Raw genomic sequence first — 17,434 nt, 5'->3', positions numbered from 1 at the left:
TCAGGAGCGGATAGCCTGGGCGCACCGCCGCAGACCGATGTCCGACGTGTGAGATGCCGGCGCGGCGCTCGTTTGTGGAGGGGAACGCTGTCATGAGTGCTGCCCGCGTGGGCGTCGTCACTTTTCCCGGAACTCTTGACGATCAGGACGCGGCCCGTGCCGTGCGCCACGCGGGGGGCGAAGCCGTCCCGCTGTGGCACGCCGACCCCGATCTCAAGGGTGTGGACGCGGTCTTCCTGCCCGGCGGGTTCTCCTACGGGGACTACCTGCGGTGCGGGGCGATCTCCAGGTTCGCGCCGCTGATGGAGGAGCTGATCCCCGCGGCGAGGGCCGGGCTCCCCGTTCTGGGCACCTGCAACGGCTTCCAGATCCTCTGCGAGGCCCACCTGCTGCCCGGCGCGCTGATGCGCAACGCCGGACTGCACTACGTCTGCCGTGACCAGGGCATCCGGGTGGAGAACACCGCCACGCCCTGGACCTCCGACTTCGCCGAGGGCCAGGAGATCGTGCTGCCGGTCAAGCACGGCGAGGGCCGCTACGTCGCCGACGAGGCGACGCTGAACGCCCTCGAGGCGGGCGGGCAGGTCGTCTTCCGCTACGTCGGGGGCAACCCCAACGGCTCGCTGAACGACATCGCGGGCATCCGCAACGAGGCGGGCAACATCGTCGGCCTCATGCCCCACCCCGAGCACGCGGTCGAGGACCTCACCGGCGCCCCGAGCACGGACGGCCGAGGGTTCTTCTCCTCCATCCTGAAGAAGCTGGTGACCCTGTGAGCGAGCACGAGGCCCGGGAGCGGGCGACCCTGGACACCGTCAAGCGGGCGCAGGACACCCCGGACGAGCGGCAGCCGTACGCCGAGCTGGGCATGAAGCTCGACGAGTACGACCGGGTCCGCGAGATCCTCGGCCGCAGGCCGACCAGCTCCGAGCTGGCCATCTACAGCGTCATGTGGAGCGAGCACTGCTCCTACAAGTCCTCCAAGGTGCACCTGCGCCAGTTCGGCACCAAGGCCCCCAAGTCGGAGGCCCTGCTGGTCGGCATGGGTGAGAACGCGGGCGTGGTCGACATCGGCGACGGCTGGGCGGCCACCTTCAAGATCGAGTCGCACAACCACCCGTCGTACGTCGAGCCGCACCAGGGCGCGGCGACCGGCGTCGGCGGGATCGTCCGCGACATCATGTCGATGGGCGCCAGGCCGATCGCGGTGATGGACGCCCTGCGCTTCGGCGCGGCCGACGCCCACGACACGCGGCGGGTGCTGCCCGGCGTGGTCGAGGGCATCAGCCACTACGGCAACTGCCTGGGGCTGCCCAACATCGGCGGCGAGGTCGTCTTCGACCCCTGCTACATCGGCAACCCCCTGGTCAACGCGCTGTGCGTCGGCCTGCTCCGCAAGGACCAGATCAAGCTGGCCACCGCTCCGGGGCCGGGCAACAAGGTCGTGCTGTTCGGCGCGCTGACCGGCCCCGACGGCATCGGCGGCGCGTCCGTCCTGGCCTCGGCCACCTTCGAGGACGAGTCGCACGCCAAGCGCCCCAGCGTCCAGGTGGGCGACCCGTTCATGGAGAAGCTGCTGATCGAGTGCTGCCTGGAGCTCTACCAGGCCGACGTGGTCGTGGGCATCCAGGACCTCGGCGCGGCCGGCGTGTCGTGCGCGACCACCGAGCTGGCGGCCAAGGGCACCGGCGGCATGGACGTCAGGCTGGACCTCGTACCGCTGCGCGACCCGTCGCTGCGGCCCGAGGAGATCCTGATGAGCGAGTCGCAGGAGCGCATGATGGCGGTCGTCACGCCCGACGACATCGATGCCTTCATGGCGATCTGCGCCAAGTGGGACATCCCCGCGACCGTGATCGGCGAGGTCACCGACGGCGGACGCCTCGTGATGACCTGGCACGGCGAGACCATCGTCGACATCCCGCCGGGCACGGCGGCCGACGAGGGACCGGTCTACGAGCGGCCCTTCCACGAGCCCGCCGGTCAGGCCGCGCTCAACGCCGACGACCCGGCGCGCCTCCCGCGCCCCGAGGACCTGCGGGCGACGCTGCTCCAGCTGCTCGGCTCGCCGAACCTGGCGTCCAAGGAGTGGGTCACCTCCCAGTACGACCGTTACGTCCGGGGCAACACCGTGCTGGCCCAGCCGGCCGACGCCGGAGTGCTGCGGATCAGCGAGATCATGCCGGGAGCCGAGGAGACGGCCAGGGGCATCGCGCTGTCGACAGACGGCAACGGCCGCTACGCCAGGCTCGACCCGTACGCGGGCGCGCAGCTCGCGCTCGCCGAGGCCTACCGGAACGTGGCGGTGACCGGCGCGACCCCGCTCGCGGTGACCAACTGCCTCAACTTCGGCTCTCCCGAGGACCCCGAGGTCATGTGGCAGTTCGCCGAGGCCACGCGCGGCCTCGCCGACGCCTGCAAGACCCTCGGCGTGCCGGTGACCGGCGGAAACGTCTCCTTCTACAACCAGACGGGATCGACCCCGATCCACCCGACCCCGGTGGTCGGCGTGCTGGGCGTGATCGACGACGTGGCCGGGCGGGTCCGCAGCGGCTTCACCGCCCCGGGCCAGAAGGTCCTGCTGCTCGGCGAGACCGAGGAGGAGTTCGGCGGCTCCGAGTGGGCCCACGTGGCCCACGGCCACCTCGGCGGCCTGCCGCCCAAGGCGGACCTGGAGGCCGAGCGCGCCCTCGCGCTCGTGCTCACCGAGGCCGCCTCCCGCGGCCTGCTGACCGGCTCCCACGACCTGTCCGACGGCGGCCTGGCCATCGCCCTGGCCGAGTCCGCGCTCGCCCAGGGGATCGGCGCGACGGTCGTCCTGCCGGACGGCGACGCGTTCGTCGAGCTGTTCAGCGAGTCGTCCGCCCGCGCGCTGGTGACGGTGGACCCCGAGTCCTTCGACGCCTTCGCCGAGCTGTGCGCCGCCAACGAGCTGCCCTGCCAGTGCCTGGGCACCACCGGCGGCGACGCCCTGGTCGTGGAGAACGTCCTGGAGATCCCGGTCGCCGAGCTCCGGGAGACCCACACCTCCACCCTGCCGGGCATCTTCGGCTGACCCACGTCACGACGAACGCGAGAGGCGTGAGGGGAACGGCTCACCCCGTACCCCTCACCGGCTCCCTCCGAGCCTCTCGCGGGAAGTGGCTCACCATGCCGGCCGGGACACCCCGGCCGGCACGCACACCCCTGGCGTCGTCATGTGATCCGTGGACCATTCCACGGGAGACGCACGACGGGCGAGACCGTCACCGAGTGCGGTATCCGCGAGTGTCGCGAGGAAGCCGGCCCTGAGATCGGAGCCACGGGTTTCGCAGGGGGCTTCCCCGACCTCGGGCGCGTGATCGTCCACATGCGCGGAGACAGGGTCGACGAAGCACGGCCGGCGGCCGCCGGCGCACAACCGAATTCGGCCTTTTCAGTTCACGCAGGACAGAGAAGGATCACCTACCCGGGCAGGCGTTCTGCGGGATCCTCGTGTTGTCCGGGCCGAACGGAGATCCTTCGAATCCAAGGCCTGTCCAGTAGACGCCGAAAGCCGCCTGAGGCTGCTCGTTCCCGGCTCGGACCACGAACAACTCCGAAACATACTGCTGACCGTCCATCGTCCTGCCGCGAAGCTCCAGCAGCCACCCGCCTTCGGACGGACCTTTCCGAGGGATGCGCGCCGCTCGTGCCACTTGGGGCTTGTCGCCGGGAAGCAGACACCATTTGAGAGCGTCGTTCAAGAGTGTCGCGCACGTCCCGGCACCGATTGGTCCACCGGGGACAGCCGTCACTCCGCGCGACCTTCACCGAAACCTGACGCCCGGTAGTGCGCGGGGAACCCGTCTCCCCTTTCCAGTGGGTGCTCACCTTAACGACTTCAGGGCAGCCGTAGACGCGCTGTTCTTCGCAGTGGTCGCAGCACTGCCGACCGCGTAAACTCTGTCAGCTTGAATTTCCGTCGTTCTTCAGCACGAAACGCTTGCGGCAGGGCTCTTCCCAGAAGTCGCCGCAGGTCTTCCTTGCCGCACGGTGATTGTGATACCGCTCGACCGCCGAAGGGCCGGCGGTCCGTTCGGCGCGAACACTTGACGTCATCCCGCGAATACCGGCTGGTCGATGTCCAGGTTCTGATCCTGAAGGACGAGCTCGACCATGGGACCGCCACGCACGACCATCGAGGTTGATCCTGTGGCGTCATAGGCCCTGACTGCACTGACTGTCGCGGCAAACCGACTCACGAGATCAGAGCGACGCTCGCCGCGGCCGTTGCCGTAACGGGCCTCGATCAGCCGGTCAGGTCGTCGAGGTGGGCCTGAAGGACCCGAACGCACTTTTCCGGGCTGAGCACCTCGGGATGCAGCACCGTGTTGAGGCTGAGGCCGTCCAGCAGCGAGCTCAGCCGTTCGGTCTCGACGTCGGCGTCCAGGCCGGGCCGAAGCGCTCCCGTGTCCTCCATGCGGACGAGGATCCGCCTGACGAGGGCTCTCGTGCCGACGGCGGACCTGCGCGCGAGCTCGGCGTCGATCGCGGGGTGGGTCCTGGCGGCCGCGACGAAGTCGATGAAGACGGCGACCTCGGCACGGCGGGTCTCGTCGAGGGGGAGCAGTTCGGAGAGCAGGCCGGCGGTCAGGCTTCGCCGCTGTTCGCGGGTGAGAGCGCTCACGTCCCCCATTTCGTCGACACGGCGCAGCAGCCGGTCGCTCACCCGGTCGAGCATCGCCTGCATCGCGAAGCTCATGAGCTCCTGCTGGTTGGCGAAGTAGTGCCGGAGCGAACCGATGTTGAGTCCGGCCTCGTCCGCGACGGCGCGCAGCGACGCCCGCTGGAGGCCGTCGCGGAGGACGACTCTGAACAGCGCGTCGACCACGTCGTTCCGCCGGGCGACCGGATCCACCTGCTTGGGCACGACCTCTTTTTATCACACCTGTGATACCTTCTATTTATCACAGCCGTGATAAATAGAAGGAGGAGCCGTGGAAACGGTGCTCAACCTGCTGCTCATCAGATTCGGCGTGATCGTCGGCGCCCTCGTGGTGCTCGCCCTGATCCTGTTCGCCGTCGCCGTGGCGCTCAAACGCCGGGGCGGGATCGACCGGGCCCGCCGGTACGCCGAGCCGGTGGCCCGGGCCGTCGCCCGGCGTCTGGCCGACCGCGACACCGCGCGCCCCGGTCGCGGCGCGTCCCGCGGAGGCCTGGCCGGGGACGTGGTCCGAGCCGTCGCCCGACACCTCGACGACGATCGACGCGGGAACGGTGACCGATGACCGACCACCTGCCGCACACGCTGACGGACGGGGACGAAGGCTCCGAGCTCCTTCGCCACCTGCTCTCCGATTTTCTGATCAAAGGGGTCATCGTGGTCGTCGCCCTGCTCGTCCTGGCAGTGGGCATGGCGGCCATCTGGAAGGCGGTCGGGAAGGGCGGCGCCCGTGACGGCGACCGATGAGACGCCGAAGCCCTGGACGGACCCGTAGACGGACCCACGGATGGACCCGTGGACGAACCCATGGACGGACCCATGGACGGAGACAGCCGGGGCGAGTGACGACCTCGCCGAGGAAGGTGAACGCGCCGCGGACGAGGAGGATCGTTCCGTCCCGCGCGGCCGGTTCGGGAAAAGCGAAAGGCCCCTCCCGGAGTGCGGCCCGGGGAGGGACCTTTCTGGTCTCACGTACGGCACACGCCGTACGGCTTCTTCGCGCGTCCGCGAGAGCTCGTTCGCCTCGGGCTCGCCCTCACACGCACGAGCCCACGCGGGCTTCACCCGCCCGGCCCACGGACAGGGACAGGGACGGGGACGGGGACGGGGACGGGAGGGCCTCCCGGGGCTGGCCGGGAGGCCCTCCGTGGCACGTTCCCGGGGTCAGGAAAGGCAGATCACGTAGACGGTGCCGCTGAAGTTCTTGCCGGACACGGTCCAGCCGGTCGGAGCGCCGCTGGAGGCGTTGGGAGCGCTCGCGTAGATCTGCCCCGAGCCCGAGTAGCCGCCGGACTCGCCGCTGTAGCCGCCGCCGGTGGCCTTGCCCGAGGAGCAGGTCACGCTCTTGGAGCCGCCCTGGCCGCCGAAGTTGAAGGAGGCGGTGCTGACGCTGACGGTGCCGGCGCCGCCGGACTCACCCTTGGGTCCCTGAGGACCCTGCGGACCCGCCGGGCCCTGCGGACCGGTGGCACCCTTCTCGCCCTGCTTGCCGGGAGCGCCGTCCTGGCCGTCCTTGCCGTCCTTGCCGGGGAGGCCCGGCTTGCCGTCGTGGCCGTCGTGGCCGTCCTTGCCCGGAAGACCCGGCTTGCCGTCGTGGCCGTCCTTACCGGGAAGACCCGGCTTGCCGTCCTGGCCATCCTTACCAGGGAGACCCGGCTTGCCGTCGTGGCCGTCCTTACCGGGAAGACCCGGCTTGCCGTCCTGGCCATCCTTGCCCGGAAGACCCGGCTTGCCGTCCTGGCCATCCTTACCGGGAAGACCCGGCTTGCCGTCCTGGCCATCCTTACCGGGGACGCCCTGGTCGCCCTTCGGGCCCTGCGGACCGGTCTGGCCCCGGACGCCGTCCTTGCCCGGCGCGCCCTGCGGCCCGCGGGGGCCGGGGCCGCTGATGGTCTCGCTGCTGCTACCGCTTCCCCAGGTCACCCGGACCTCGGTTGGCTTGCACACCGCCGACGGATTCACGATCCGCGCGTAGCGCGTCTTCTTGTTCACACAAGCGTGAATCTCGGAGCCGGCCGTGGCGGCGACGGCGCTGCCGCCCACGGTCAACATGGTTCCGGCCAGCACTCCGACGGCCACGACACTGAGCGTGCGGGCGCCCGGCAACTTGAAAGCCACGGGGCTTTCCTTTCTGCAACACCAGAGTCTGGTGTGATGAGAGTGGTACGCGTAGTACACGTTTCAATCGTTCCAAGGGTTGTCCTGCGAAACATCACGTTTCGGCCTCAGAACGCTGTATACGAACCTCCTGACCGTGTCAGCTGTCTGCGGGATAATCGGATCCGTTCGGGGGAACCCCGCCCGCCGGGCGTGGGCGGACGCGTTGAGGAGCCCCGCGGGGTTCCCATGACACGGAGGACGCCGTGCCGAGGAACGACCCGAGGACCACGCCGTTCGAAGACCGGGTGAGGAACGGGGAGCCCGCGAGGGTCCGGCCCGTCGGCGCGGGACCCGCCGGACGGCGACCGTACCTCCCTCCGGCCACCCATCCGGTCCGCGCCCTGGTCTGGGCGATCCACCTGGCACTGCCCCTGGCCGGGCTGTGGCTGCTGCTCGCCAGGCCCGCCCTGAACGCGAAATGGCAGGACAACCTCAGTCACTTCTGGCTGATCCTCGTCGTGGCCGGGGTCAACGTGGTCCTCGGCACCATGATCGGTCAGGCCTCGGCCAGGCGGGCGGACGCCCGGCTGCTGCTGGTCTCGCTGGTCTTCCTGAGCACCGCCGGATTCTTCCTGATCCACGGGCTGACCACGCCGAAGGTCATCATCCAGTGGCCCAACTACGGGTTCGAGCTGTCCCAGCCCGTCGGACTGCTCATGGCCTCGGTGTTCGCCTTCGCCTCCGCGCTGCCGTTGAACGAGCGGGCGGCCCGTGCCGTGCTGGCGTCGCAGGCCTGGCTGCGCGGCGGCCTCGTCCTGTTGCTCGCCGGCTGGACGGCCGCCTCGCTGCTGCCTGACCTCACCCCGCTGAGCGCCCGGTCCCCCGCGCACGGGGCCGGGCTCGGCGGCCTCGAACTGCTCGGGATCGCGCTGTACGGCGCGGCGACGGCGTTGATGTTCCAGCTGCACCGAAGACGTCCGGCGGCCATGCTGATCAGCCTGGTCACCGCGTACGCCCTGCTGGCCGAGGCGATGGCGGCCGGGATGTCCCACCTCAACTGGCACCTGTCATGGTGGTTGTGGCACGTGCTGCTGACCCTGGCCTTCCTGTTCGTCGCCTACAGCGCCCACCTGCAGTTCAGGCGCGAGGGCTCCAGCGCGGGCCTGTTCGACGCGGTGGCGCTGGCGGAGACCGTCCAGCGGATCAGGGACGAGTACGAGGACGCGCTCGAGGAGCTCGTCGGCCACCTCCGCCGCAGGGCCGACACAAGGGTCCCGGTCGCGACCAGACTGGCGGGCAAGTTCGGGCTCACCGAGGGCCAGGCCGCGGTGCTCGACCGGGCGGGCGAGGCGCTGGCCGACGAGCGGGAGGTCTCGGAGCGGCTCGCCGCGCTGGTCGAGCTGGGCAACACGGCCCGCGTCGGCCTGCCGGAGCGCGAGCTGCTCACCCAGGGCCTGGAGCGGGTACGGCGCGCCTACGGGGACGTGCGCGTCGCCCTGGTCTCCGACGGGCGGATCACCCTGCGCTCGGGGGAGTACGGCGCGCGCGACTTCTCGGGCGACGCCCCCGTACGGCTCGGCGGGACGGTCGTCCACCCGTTGACCGTGAAAGGGCGGCTCGCGGGCGCGCTGGAGGTGCCGGTCGGCAGGACCAGACAGGACGAGGCACTCGCCGCCACGCTCGCGAGCCAGCTGTCCATCTCCCTGGAGAACGCCAGGCTCTACCAGGAGTTGTCGACGCTGTTCCGCCAGTACATGTCCCCGGACGTGGCGAACGCGCTGCTCGCCGACCCGAGAACGGCCGCGCTCGGAGGGGAGCTGGTCGAGCTGACCGCGCTCTTCGCCGACCTGAAGGGGTTCACGAGCTTCTCGGAGCGGGCGACGCCGGGGGAGATCGTCGAGATGCTGAACCGCTACCACTCGGCGGCTGTGCCCCTGATCCTCGGCAACGGCGGCACGATCGTGCAGTTCGTCGGCGACGCGCTGCTGGCGCTGTTCAACGCCCCCGCCCGGCAGGCCGACCACGCCACGGCCGCGGCCAGGGCGGCCCTGGCCATGCAGAAGGCGGCGGAGGAGATCGCGGCGGGAACGCCGGGCTACCCGAGGTTCAGGATCGGGATCAACACCGGTCTCGCGCTGGTCGGCAACATCGGCAGCCCCGAGCTGCGCGGGTTCAACGCGATGGGTGACTGCGTGAACGTGGCCGCCCGCCTGGAGGGCGTCGCCGAGCCGGGAACCGTCGTGATCGGCCAGAGCACCCTCGACCTGATCGGCCCCGGCGCCACGGTGCGTCCCCTGGGCGGTCTCTCCCTCAAGGGCAAACAACAGCCCGTCCACGCCTACGTCCTGACCCGCCTGCCGTGAGGCCACGAATCGGCGGACGTCACCTCCCCAGCCCCGGTGAAGTGGCGGCCGCGACCGATGCCCGCCGTGTCGAGCGCCGCGCATCCGCGCCGATCAGGTCCGCGACACCTCCCACCGCACCGGCGCCGTGAAAGGACCGAACCACAGCACAGATGTACGAGCGCCACACATCCACGCCGATCAGATCCATGACACCTCCCACCACACCCGCGCCGTGAAAGGACCGAACCACAGCACAGATGTACGAGCGCCACACATCCACGCCGATCAGATCCATGACACCTCCCACCACACCCGCGCCGTGAAGCGACCGAACCACAGCGCAGATGTACGAGCGCCGCGTCCCGGACATGGCCCGCGGCTCCCACTGACCGACGGGTCCCATGACACCGCCCGCGCGGACGATGACGTGGGCTGTGGAGGCGTGTCGTGGCGGAGGCCGTGGCGGCATAATCGACAGCGCCATGCCGCCAGCCAGGAGGTGCCCATGAGCGCGACCCCGGAGCCGGGCGAGTTCGCCACCCAGCTCACGGCCGAGGAGGTCGCCGCGCTGTACGCGGTGGGCAGGCCCAGAAGGTGGGACAGGGGCGAGACGGTGTGCGCCGAGGGCGACGTCGCCGACTGGGTGCTGCTGCTGACCTCGGGGCGTGTCAAGGTCTCCTCGCACACCGCGAGCGGGACCGAGGTCGTCCTCGCGGTGCGCGGCCCTGGAGCGCTGCTCGGCGAGTTCGCCGTCATCGACGGCCTGCCCAGGTCGGCCACGGTCACCGCGCTCGAGCCGGTCGAGGGCATCACGGTTCGTGACTTCCCCGGCTATCTGCGGGAGCACGGCCGGGTCGCCGTCCTGTTGATGCAGACGCTGATCGGCAAGATGCGCGACGCCGACCGCAAACGGATCGAGTACGGCGCGTTCGACACCACGGGCAGGGTCGCGACCCGGCTGATCGAGCTGGCCGAGCGGTACGGCGAGCCCGTCAACGGCGGGGTCAGGGTGACCCTGCCGCTCTCCCAGGACGAGCTGGCCGGATGGACCGGTGCCTCCCGTGAGGCGGTCAGCAAGGCCCTGCGCTCGCTGCGGGACCGCGGCCTGATCGAGACGGGCCGCCGTCGCGTGATCATCCACGACATGGAAGGACTGCGCAGACGCGCCCGGTGACCTCAGGGTCCGGTGACCTCAGGGTCCGGTGACCTCAGGGTCCGGTGACCTCAGGGTCCGGTGTCTTTGAAGTCCGGTGGCCTCAAGGTCCGCTGATCTCGGAGTCCGTGACCTGGAGTCCGTGATCTCAGAGTTCGCTGACCTCGGAGTCCGTGACCCCGGAGACCACGACCTCAGAGTTCGCTGACCTTGGAGTCCGTGACCCCAAGACCGGTGGCCCCGGAGTCCGTGACCTCGGAGTTCGGCGGTCTCTGAGTCCCACCTGGTGAGCCTGCCCCGTCGTTGAAAACGGGCATAGTTCACACTGAGGGATATGGTCGCCATTCCCCCGGACGTGCCAGGTTCTCCCGAATACACCCTCAAGCTCCGCTACGCATGGCGTGTCTGCTCGGTGGCCAGCCTCGGAATGCTGCTCATCGGCATCTCCGGCAGCACGCTCAACGTGGCGCTTCCCGAGGTCGTCAGGCACTTCCACGCCGACGCGTTCGCCTCGGGGTGGATCCTGCTGGCGTTCCTGCTCGTCAACACCGCGTCCTTGGTCTTCTTCGGACGGGTGGCCGACCTGCTCGGACGCAAGGAGGTCTATCTGGCGGGATTCGCCCTCTTCGCGGTCGCGTCTCTGCTGGCGGGCCTGTCGCCCGGGGTCTGGTTCCTGATCGCGATGCGGGTGATCCAGGCCGTCGGGGCGGCGATGATCCTGGCCAACGGGACAGTGATCATCACCGACGCCTTCCCTCCTGACCGGCTCAGCCAGGGCATGGGCGTCTACATCGGCACCCTCTCGGTCGCCCAGCTCACCGGCCCCACCCTGGGGGGTCTCGTCGCCCAGGCCGCCGGGTGGCAGTGGATCTTCTGGGTGAACGTGCCCCCCGCACTGGTGGCCGTCGTCTGGGGCGGGTTCACCCTCCACAGGCTTCCTCGGGGCCCGCGTGAGCCGGTGGACGCGCTGGGCAACATCCTCGTGTTCGCCCTGCTGTCGGCCGCGCTCGTCACGCTGTCCGAGGCGGGGTCCCGGGGGCTGTCCAGTCCCGTCGTGATCGTGGGCGCCGTCGTCGTCGCGGCCCTGACCCCGGCCCTGTTCGTCGTCGAGCGCAGGGTGTCGCATCCGGTGCTCGACGTGCGGCTGTTCGGCCAGCGCATGCTGGCCTTCGCCAACCTCGCCTCCTTCTGCAGCGCGCTGGCCCGCGCGGCGCTGATCCTGCTCGTCGCGCTCTACTTCCAGGCGGCCAGGGGCGTCGACTCCGTCACCGCCGCCCTGAGCGTGCTCCCGCTCCCGATCGGCCTGGGAATCGCCTCACCGATCGCGGGCGCGCTCGGCCGCCGGATCTCCCCGTACGCGCTGTCGGTCGGCGGCGCGCTGGTGAGCACCGCGGGCCTGGCCATGCTGATGCTGACCACGGATCCGGCGACGCCGTACTGGATCGTGGGCACGGGACTGCTGCTGTGCGGCTGCGGCAACGGCGCCTTCCTGACCGGGAACACCACGCAGGTCATGGCCGCGCTGCCGTCCGGGAGCCTCGGGGTGGTGAACGGCTTCCGGTTGATGATCATCAACGTCGGGGTCGTGCTCAGCGTCGCGGTCACGCTGAGCGTCCTGACCAGCGCGGTCACCCCCGAACTGCGCGCCCAGGTCTACGCGGGGACGCTGTCCAGCGTGTCGCCGGTGGCCGTCGGACAGCTCATGGACGGCTTCCAGAGGACGTACGCCGTGCTGTTCGCCGTCGCGCTCACGGGCGTCCTGGCGTCCGTCCTGTCCAGACCCACCCGGTCCGGCCCCACACCGCCCGAATCCGCTCCGCCCGGACCCTCGGGGTCCACCGGTGCCGCGGTCGCCATGACCGGCACGGACCCGGTCGCCATGACCGGCTCGGACCCTGTCGCGTCGGGGGCCGACGGAGCCCCGGTCCCACGGCGGGCCGACGGGAACCCCGCCTCACGGTAGGAGGACACGGACCTCACACGGCAGGAGGGCACAGGTCCCACGGGCGCGGGCCTCAGGGGCGCGGACTTCACGGGCGCGGGTCCAGGGGCGCGGACCTCACGCGCGGCGTTCCGCCAGTGTCTCGATGCCGTTCATCAGGAGATCGACCCCGAAGGTGTCGTAGAGCTCCGTGCTGCAGCCCTCGACGAGCGGGGCCGCCATCTCCACGATGTGCGGGTAGACGTCCTGCGGGAGCGACTGCAGGGTGATCCGCTTGACGCGCGCGGCCTCCCTCCCCTCCTTCGACGTGACGCCCGCCTTCCGGTTCACCTGGCCCGCGGAGAGCGCGATCGCCCCCTGGAGGAGGTACTTGGAGATCAGGCAGCTCTCCTCGTAGGTGAACCCGGCCTTCCTGCACAGGCCGAGGGCGGTGTTCCACACGTGCAGGAAGTGCGGCACCTCCATGTGGTCGACCTCCTCGAGCACGGACACGGCGCAGGGGTGGCGTCGCAGCACGCGGACCAGGCCCGCGACGAGCTCACGAAGCTGCTCCTGCCACGGCCTGACGGGATCCTCCGTGACCACGAAGCCGTGGACCAGGTGGTCGGCCAGGCCGACGATCAGCTGCTCCTTGTTCTTGAAATGCCAGTAGAGCGCCATCGGGGTGACACCCAGGTCCTGGGCGAGTCGCCTGATCGTCACCGCCTGGAGTCCTTCGTCGTCACCGATCAGCAGCGCCCGCTCGACGACCGCCTCACGGGTCAGTTTTCCCATCACGGTTGACAACTATACGCCGTACAAGTTCAACTGTGCGTCGTACATGTACACCGTATAAGTACGCCGTATAGGAGTGGAAGTGACGGCTGACCGCAGATGGTGGGCGCTGGGAGCGATCTCGCTCGCCACCTTCATGACGTATCTCGACAACAACGTGGTGAACGTCGCGCTGCCGACGATCCAACGGGATCTCGGGCTGAGCATCTCCGGTCTGGAGTGGATCGTCAGCGGCTACATCCTGGTCTTCGCCGGGCTGATGCTGGTCGGCGGACGCCTGGCGGACGTCTTCGGACGGCGGCGGATCTTCATGATCGGGCTCGGCGTCTTCACGGCGGCGTCGCTCGCCGCAGGACTGGCCTCCGACGGCGCCGTCCTGATCACCGCCAGGGCGGTGCAGGGCGTCGGGGCCGCGCTCCTGACGCCGACCGCGCTCGCCCTGCTCAGATCGGTCTTCTCCGACGAGAGGGAACGGGCGACGGCGATCGGCCTGTGGAGCTCGGTCGGCGCGCTCGCGCTGGCCCTGGGGCCGCTGACCGGCGGGTTCATCAGCGAGCACGCCCGGTGGGGCTGGATCTACCTGATCAACGTCCCCGTCGGCCTCGTGACGTTCGCGCTGGGCCTCTGGGCGATCAGGACAACCCCGCAGGAGCGGGTACGGCGCGGCCTGGACGTCCCCGGGCTGGCCACGTCGAGCCTCGCGCTGTTCGCGCTGACCTACGCGCTCATCGAGGGAGAACGGGCCGGATGGACCTCTCCGGAGATCCTGGGCTCGCTGGGACTGGCCGTCGCCTCCGCGCTGGCCTTCGGAGTGATCGAGGTCAGGAGCCGGGAGCCGATGATCGACCTGTCGCTGTTCAGGTCGCGGGTGGTCAGCGGGGGCATGCTCTCGACGGGGCTGTGGGCGTTCGGCGTGTTCGGGATCTACTTCTTCACCGCGCTGTACCTGCAGAACGCGCTGGGATTCTCCCCCCTCGAGGCCGGGGGGTCGTTCGTGCCGATGGCGCTGGTGATGGCCGTGACCGCCGCCGTCGCCCCCAGGATCAGCGGCGTCCTCGGGACCGCGACGACCGTGGCGACCGGACTGCTGCTGATGTCCGGGGCGGTCTTCGGGATCTCCTTCGTCGGAGAGGGCGGCCGGTTCGGGGACCTGCTGCCGTGGTTCCTGGTCTACGGTCTGGGCGGAGGCCTCCTCGTGCCGCTCACCACGGCCATCTTGGGCACGCTGCCCGCCGAGCGCGCCGGAGTCGCCTCGGGTGTGCTGAACGTCTCACGGGAGGTCTTCGGCCTGCTCGGGATCACGGTTCTCGGGGCGATCCTCAACGGCAGGCAGACCTCGCTCGTGGCGGACGGCGTGCAGCCGCTGACGGCCTTCCTTGAGGCGTACCAGTCGACCCTGGTGATCTCGGCGGCGATCGTGCTGGTCGGGGTGCCGGTGAGCCTGTTCTCCCTGCGCCGGACCGGATCCGAGTCCGGGTCCGGGTCCGGGTCCGGGTCCGTCGAAGGATCCGTCGAGGAGGCCGTCGCCGCCGAAGGGCCCGTCCGGGCGTCCGCCATACCGGTGGCACGGGGAACGCGGGAGAACCGGGGACGGCGGGAGGCGCTCGAGAGGTGAGAAGAAGGGCGGTACCGCCTGCGCCCGTCCCCCGGACCCCGCCCAGAGGATGGCTCACGCCTTCTTCGAGGGAAGGGCGCAGGCGGTACCGGGATCAGGAGCCGACCTTCCTGCCCTGCCTGTGCCAGGTGACCACGACGGCGGGCCTGGGCTGGCTGGCGCCGCCGTCGGGCCAGTGGCTGGTCGGCGCCTCGGGGGTGGCTCCGTTGGTCTCGCCGGGGTGCTGGATGGCCGTGAAGACGCTGCGCTGGTCGGGGCTGACGAAGGGACCGCAGGTCTCCGCGCCGACCGGGACGCTCAGGAACTGCTTGAGGTGGCCGCGCTCGGGGCCGCGCACCGGCATGGCGAACAGGCCGTCGTTCGCGCCGAGCTGGTTGCCGTCCGTGGAGATCCAGAGGTTGCCCTCGGCGTCGAAGGCGACGTTGTCCGGGCAGGAGATCGGCGAGACCTTGGTCTTGTCGAACCCGCCGAAGTAGGTCGAGGGGTCGTTCGGGTCGCCGCAGACCAGCGGCAGGGACCAGGCGAAGGTCGTCGCGCCCGCGTCGTCGCGCAGTTCCGTGATCTCCAGGATGTGGCCGTGCTTGTTCGACGGGCGCGGGTTGGCCTCGTCCACCTGGGCGGGGGTCCTGTTGGTGTTGTTGGTCAGGGCCACGTAGACGCCCCCGGTGACCGGGTTGCGCTCCACGTCCTCGGGGCGGTCCATCTTGGTCGCGCCGACCTTGTCGGCCGCCACGCGGGTGTAGACGAGGACCTCCTGGGCGGTCATGCCCGGCACGTGCGAGACGTCACCGGTCACCAGCGGGATCCACTGCCCCGAGCCGTCGAACCGGCCGTCGGCGGGGAGCCTGCCGCTGCCGTCGATCTCCGCCGCCGGACTGTCGCCGGTGAACTTCGCCACGTACAGCGTGCCCTCGTCCAGCAGGGTCCGGTTGTGGCGGTCGAAGCCGGGGATGTAGCGCTTCTTCGAGACGAACTTGTAGACGTACTCGAAGCGGGAGTCGTCACCCATGTAGGCCACGACCCTGCCGTCCCTGGCCAGGGTGGTGGTCGCGCCCTCGTGGGCCAGCCTGCCCAGGGCGGTGCGCTTGACCGGGGTCGAGTCGGGGTCGAACGGGTCGATCTCCACGATCCAGCCGAACCGGTTGACCTCGTTGGGGTGCCTGGCCAGGTCGAAACGCTCCTCGACCCGGTCGAACCTGCGGTTGCCGCTCGGGACGCCGGTCGTGGGGCTCACGCCGTACCGGGAGAGGAAGGGCTTCTGCGCCTCGGGCACGCCGTTGCCGTTGACGAAGTACTGGTTGAAGTTCTCCTCGCCGCTCAGCACCGTCCCCCACGGGGTGGTGCCGCCCGCGCAGTTGTTGAGGGTGCCGACCGGGGTGGTGCCCGCCGGGTCCGCGGAGGTCTTCAGCAGGTCGCCGCCCGCGGCGGGGCCGGTGAACCTCATCGGGGTCTGCGCGGTGACGCGGCGGTTGTAGCGGCGGCGTCCCCGCGTGACCAGCTTCCACTGGCCCGTCCTGCCGACCCGCTCGACCTCGACCACCGAGCCGCCGTGCGCCGCCAGCGCGATCCTGATCTGCTCCTCGGTCGCGGCGTCGCCGTTGGTGTAGCCGCGGAACATGAGGTTCTCGTCGGTGTACTCGTGGTTGACCCAGAGCAGGCCGCGCTGGGCGCCCAGCGGGAAGAAGGCGACGAAGTCGTTGTTGTAGCCGAACTGCGCGGCCTGCGCGGCCGCGGTCTGGTTCTCGAAGTCGAACGCGGGCGCGCCGGGCAGCACCGGGTCGCCCCAGCGCACGACGGGCGCCGTCTCGTATCCCTCGGGGACCGTCACCTTGTCGTCGGTGTTCGGCCGGACGGCGGTGAAGCCGAGTCCGCCCCGGCCGCCGTGGCCGAACCCGAGGGTCTCCGCGTCCGCCTGCGCCGCCGCCTCCGCGCCGGGGCCCGAGGCCGCGAACGCGGGGGCCGCCGCGGAGACCCCGGCGCCGATCGCGAGAGCGCCGAGGGCGCCCGCGCGCAGCAGCCCACGGCGGGACACCGCCTCGGCGACCACGTCGCCGAAGTAGACGTTCTCGCTGGTGTTCTGCACGTCGTGGGCGCACTGGTTACCGCAGCGGAACTGACAGGTCAACGCGCTGCGGCCACCCTTGTGAGGGGTCGTGAGCAGCGGCAGCGGTCTGCGCGGTGACAGGTTCGCCACAGGATCCTCCAAGGGTGGACGCGATCGTTCGGGCCGGACGCTACGTGCGCCAGTGGAACCGGAGGTGAACGACGTTTGCCGGTCCGATGAACCGTTTGTCGCGATCGCCCGGAGTCGTGCGCACCGAGGGACGAGGACGGAGGATGAGGGCCGGGGGAACGCGCGGCATGATGGGAACGTGCCGCCTCACAAGCCAGACCCCGCCAAGGTCCGCGCCGCGCTGGACGCCCAGCTGGTCGTGCTCGACGAGCCCTCCTACGACGGCCCGGGAGGGCTCGCCGACCTCCTCGGGGCGTGTGTCGCGGTGGTGCTGCGGGCCTACGGGCGCGGGATCCGCCCCGAGCGGGAGATCACCCGCTTCGCCGTACGGCACCTGCTCGACCTGCTGGCCACCGCGGCTCCCGGGCGGACCGTCGAGGTGCGGGTCCCGCCGTACGCCGCGGTGCAGTGCGTCGAGGGCCCCCGGCACACCAGGGGCACCCCGCCGAACGTGGTCGAGACCGACGCTCTCACCTGGCTCGAGCTGGCCACCGGCCGGCTGACGTGGGCGGAGGCGACGGCCGCCGGGAAGATCGCGGCGAGCGGGAGCAGGGCCGACCTGTCCGACTACCTGCCCGTCCGCTAGCG

14 protein-coding genes are annotated in these 17,434 nt (G+C 70.4%); 9 read left to right on the top strand and 5 right to left on the bottom strand.

Annotated elements, in window-relative coordinates:
- Positions 1-92: 92 nt before the first annotated feature.
- On the top strand, positions 93-776 hold the full coding sequence (gene purQ / locus PKF00_RS24085) for a phosphoribosylformylglycinamidine synthase subunit PurQ (protein WP_271219891.1): 684 nt from the start codon (positions 93-95) through the stop codon (positions 774-776).
- Positions 773-3,055, top strand: coding sequence for a phosphoribosylformylglycinamidine synthase subunit PurL (gene purL, locus PKF00_RS24080; RefSeq protein WP_498073062.1), 2,283 nt, complete (start codon positions 773-775; stop codon positions 3,053-3,055). Before purQ ends, purL begins: the two co-directional genes overlap by 4 nt.
- A 1,215-nt stretch (positions 3,056-4,270) precedes the next feature.
- Here the strand turns inward: purL and PKF00_RS24075 are convergent.
- Entirely contained in the window at positions 4,271-4,891 is a 621-nt protein-coding gene (locus PKF00_RS24075) for a TetR/AcrR family transcriptional regulator (protein WP_271219890.1), read from the bottom strand.
- 67 nt (positions 4,892-4,958) lie between these two features.
- Here PKF00_RS24075 and PKF00_RS24070 point away from each other — a divergent pair, with 67 nt between their 5' ends.
- Together PKF00_RS24070 and PKF00_RS24065 are read left to right on the top strand one after the other, a co-directional pair.
- Positions 4,959-5,249, top strand: coding sequence for a hypothetical protein (locus tag PKF00_RS24070; protein WP_271219889.1), 291 nt, complete (start codon positions 4,959-4,961; stop codon positions 5,247-5,249).
- Positions 5,246-5,431: a hypothetical protein gene (locus PKF00_RS24065; protein ID WP_271219888.1), complete on the top strand. Its 186-nt coding sequence runs from the start codon at positions 5,246-5,248 to the stop codon at positions 5,429-5,431. Before PKF00_RS24070 ends, PKF00_RS24065 begins: the two co-directional genes overlap by 4 nt.
- A gap of 417 nt (positions 5,432-5,848) precedes the next feature.
- Here the strand turns inward: PKF00_RS24065 and PKF00_RS24060 are convergent, their stop codons facing one another.
- Positions 5,849-6,802 (bottom strand): collagen-like domain-containing protein, encoded by a 954-nt coding sequence (locus tag PKF00_RS24060; RefSeq protein WP_271219887.1) that lies wholly within the window; start codon positions 6,800-6,802, stop codon positions 5,849-5,851.
- A gap of 245 nt (positions 6,803-7,047) precedes the next feature.
- Here PKF00_RS24060 and PKF00_RS24055 point away from each other — a divergent pair, with 245 nt between their 5' ends.
- On the top strand, positions 7,048-9,147 hold the full coding sequence (locus tag PKF00_RS24055; RefSeq protein ID WP_271219886.1) for an adenylate/guanylate cyclase domain-containing protein: 2,100 nt from the start codon (positions 7,048-7,050) through the stop codon (positions 9,145-9,147).
- A gap of 19 nt (positions 9,148-9,166) precedes the next feature.
- Here PKF00_RS24055 and PKF00_RS24050 read toward each other — a convergent pair whose 3' ends face one another.
- A complete protein-coding gene (locus PKF00_RS24050; protein ID WP_271219885.1) occupies positions 9,167-9,424 on the bottom strand; it encodes a hypothetical protein in 258 nt (85 codons plus the stop codon).
- A gap of 210 nt (positions 9,425-9,634) precedes the next feature.
- Here PKF00_RS24050 and PKF00_RS24045 point away from each other — a divergent pair, with 210 nt between their 5' ends.
- Together PKF00_RS24045 and PKF00_RS24040 are read left to right on the top strand one after the other, a co-directional pair.
- Positions 9,635-10,303 (top strand): Crp/Fnr family transcriptional regulator, encoded by a 669-nt coding sequence (locus PKF00_RS24045; RefSeq protein ID WP_271219884.1) that lies wholly within the window; start codon positions 9,635-9,637, stop codon positions 10,301-10,303.
- Positions 10,304-10,616: 313 nt separating this feature from the next.
- Positions 10,617-12,245, top strand: a complete 1,629-nt coding sequence (locus tag PKF00_RS24040; protein WP_271219883.1) for an MFS transporter — start codon at positions 10,617-10,619, stop codon at positions 12,243-12,245.
- 96 nt (positions 12,246-12,341) lie between these two features.
- Here the strand turns inward: PKF00_RS24040 and PKF00_RS24035 are convergent, their stop codons facing one another.
- A complete protein-coding gene (locus PKF00_RS24035; protein WP_271219920.1) occupies positions 12,342-12,998 on the bottom strand; it encodes a TetR/AcrR family transcriptional regulator in 657 nt (218 codons plus the stop codon).
- Positions 12,999-13,080: 82 nt separating this feature from the next.
- Between PKF00_RS24035 and PKF00_RS24030 the strand changes: the two genes are divergently transcribed.
- A complete protein-coding gene (locus PKF00_RS24030; protein ID WP_271219882.1) occupies positions 13,081-14,613 on the top strand; it encodes an MFS transporter in 1,533 nt (510 codons plus the stop codon).
- A gap of 94 nt (positions 14,614-14,707) precedes the next feature.
- Here the strand turns inward: PKF00_RS24030 and PKF00_RS24025 are convergent, their stop codons facing one another.
- A complete protein-coding gene (locus tag PKF00_RS24025) occupies positions 14,708-16,807 on the bottom strand; it encodes a PhoX family protein (protein WP_271219881.1) in 2,100 nt (699 codons plus the stop codon).
- Positions 16,808-16,985: 178 nt separating this feature from the next.
- On the opposite strand from PKF00_RS24025, the gene PKF00_RS24020 reads away from it, so the two are divergent.
- Complete coding sequence (locus tag PKF00_RS24020; protein ID WP_271219880.1) at positions 16,986-17,432, top strand: sterol carrier family protein; 447 nt, start codon at positions 16,986-16,988, stop codon at positions 17,430-17,432.
- Positions 17,433-17,434: the final 2 nt, after the last annotated feature.

This window comes from Streptosporangium carneum, assembly GCF_027922005.1.
Taxonomy (GTDB): Bacteria; Actinomycetota; Actinomycetes; order Streptosporangiales; family Streptosporangiaceae; genus Streptosporangium; species Streptosporangium carneum.
The sequence above is the reverse complement of the archived record's forward strand: the minus strand, read 5'-3'. Positions and strand labels throughout refer to the sequence as shown.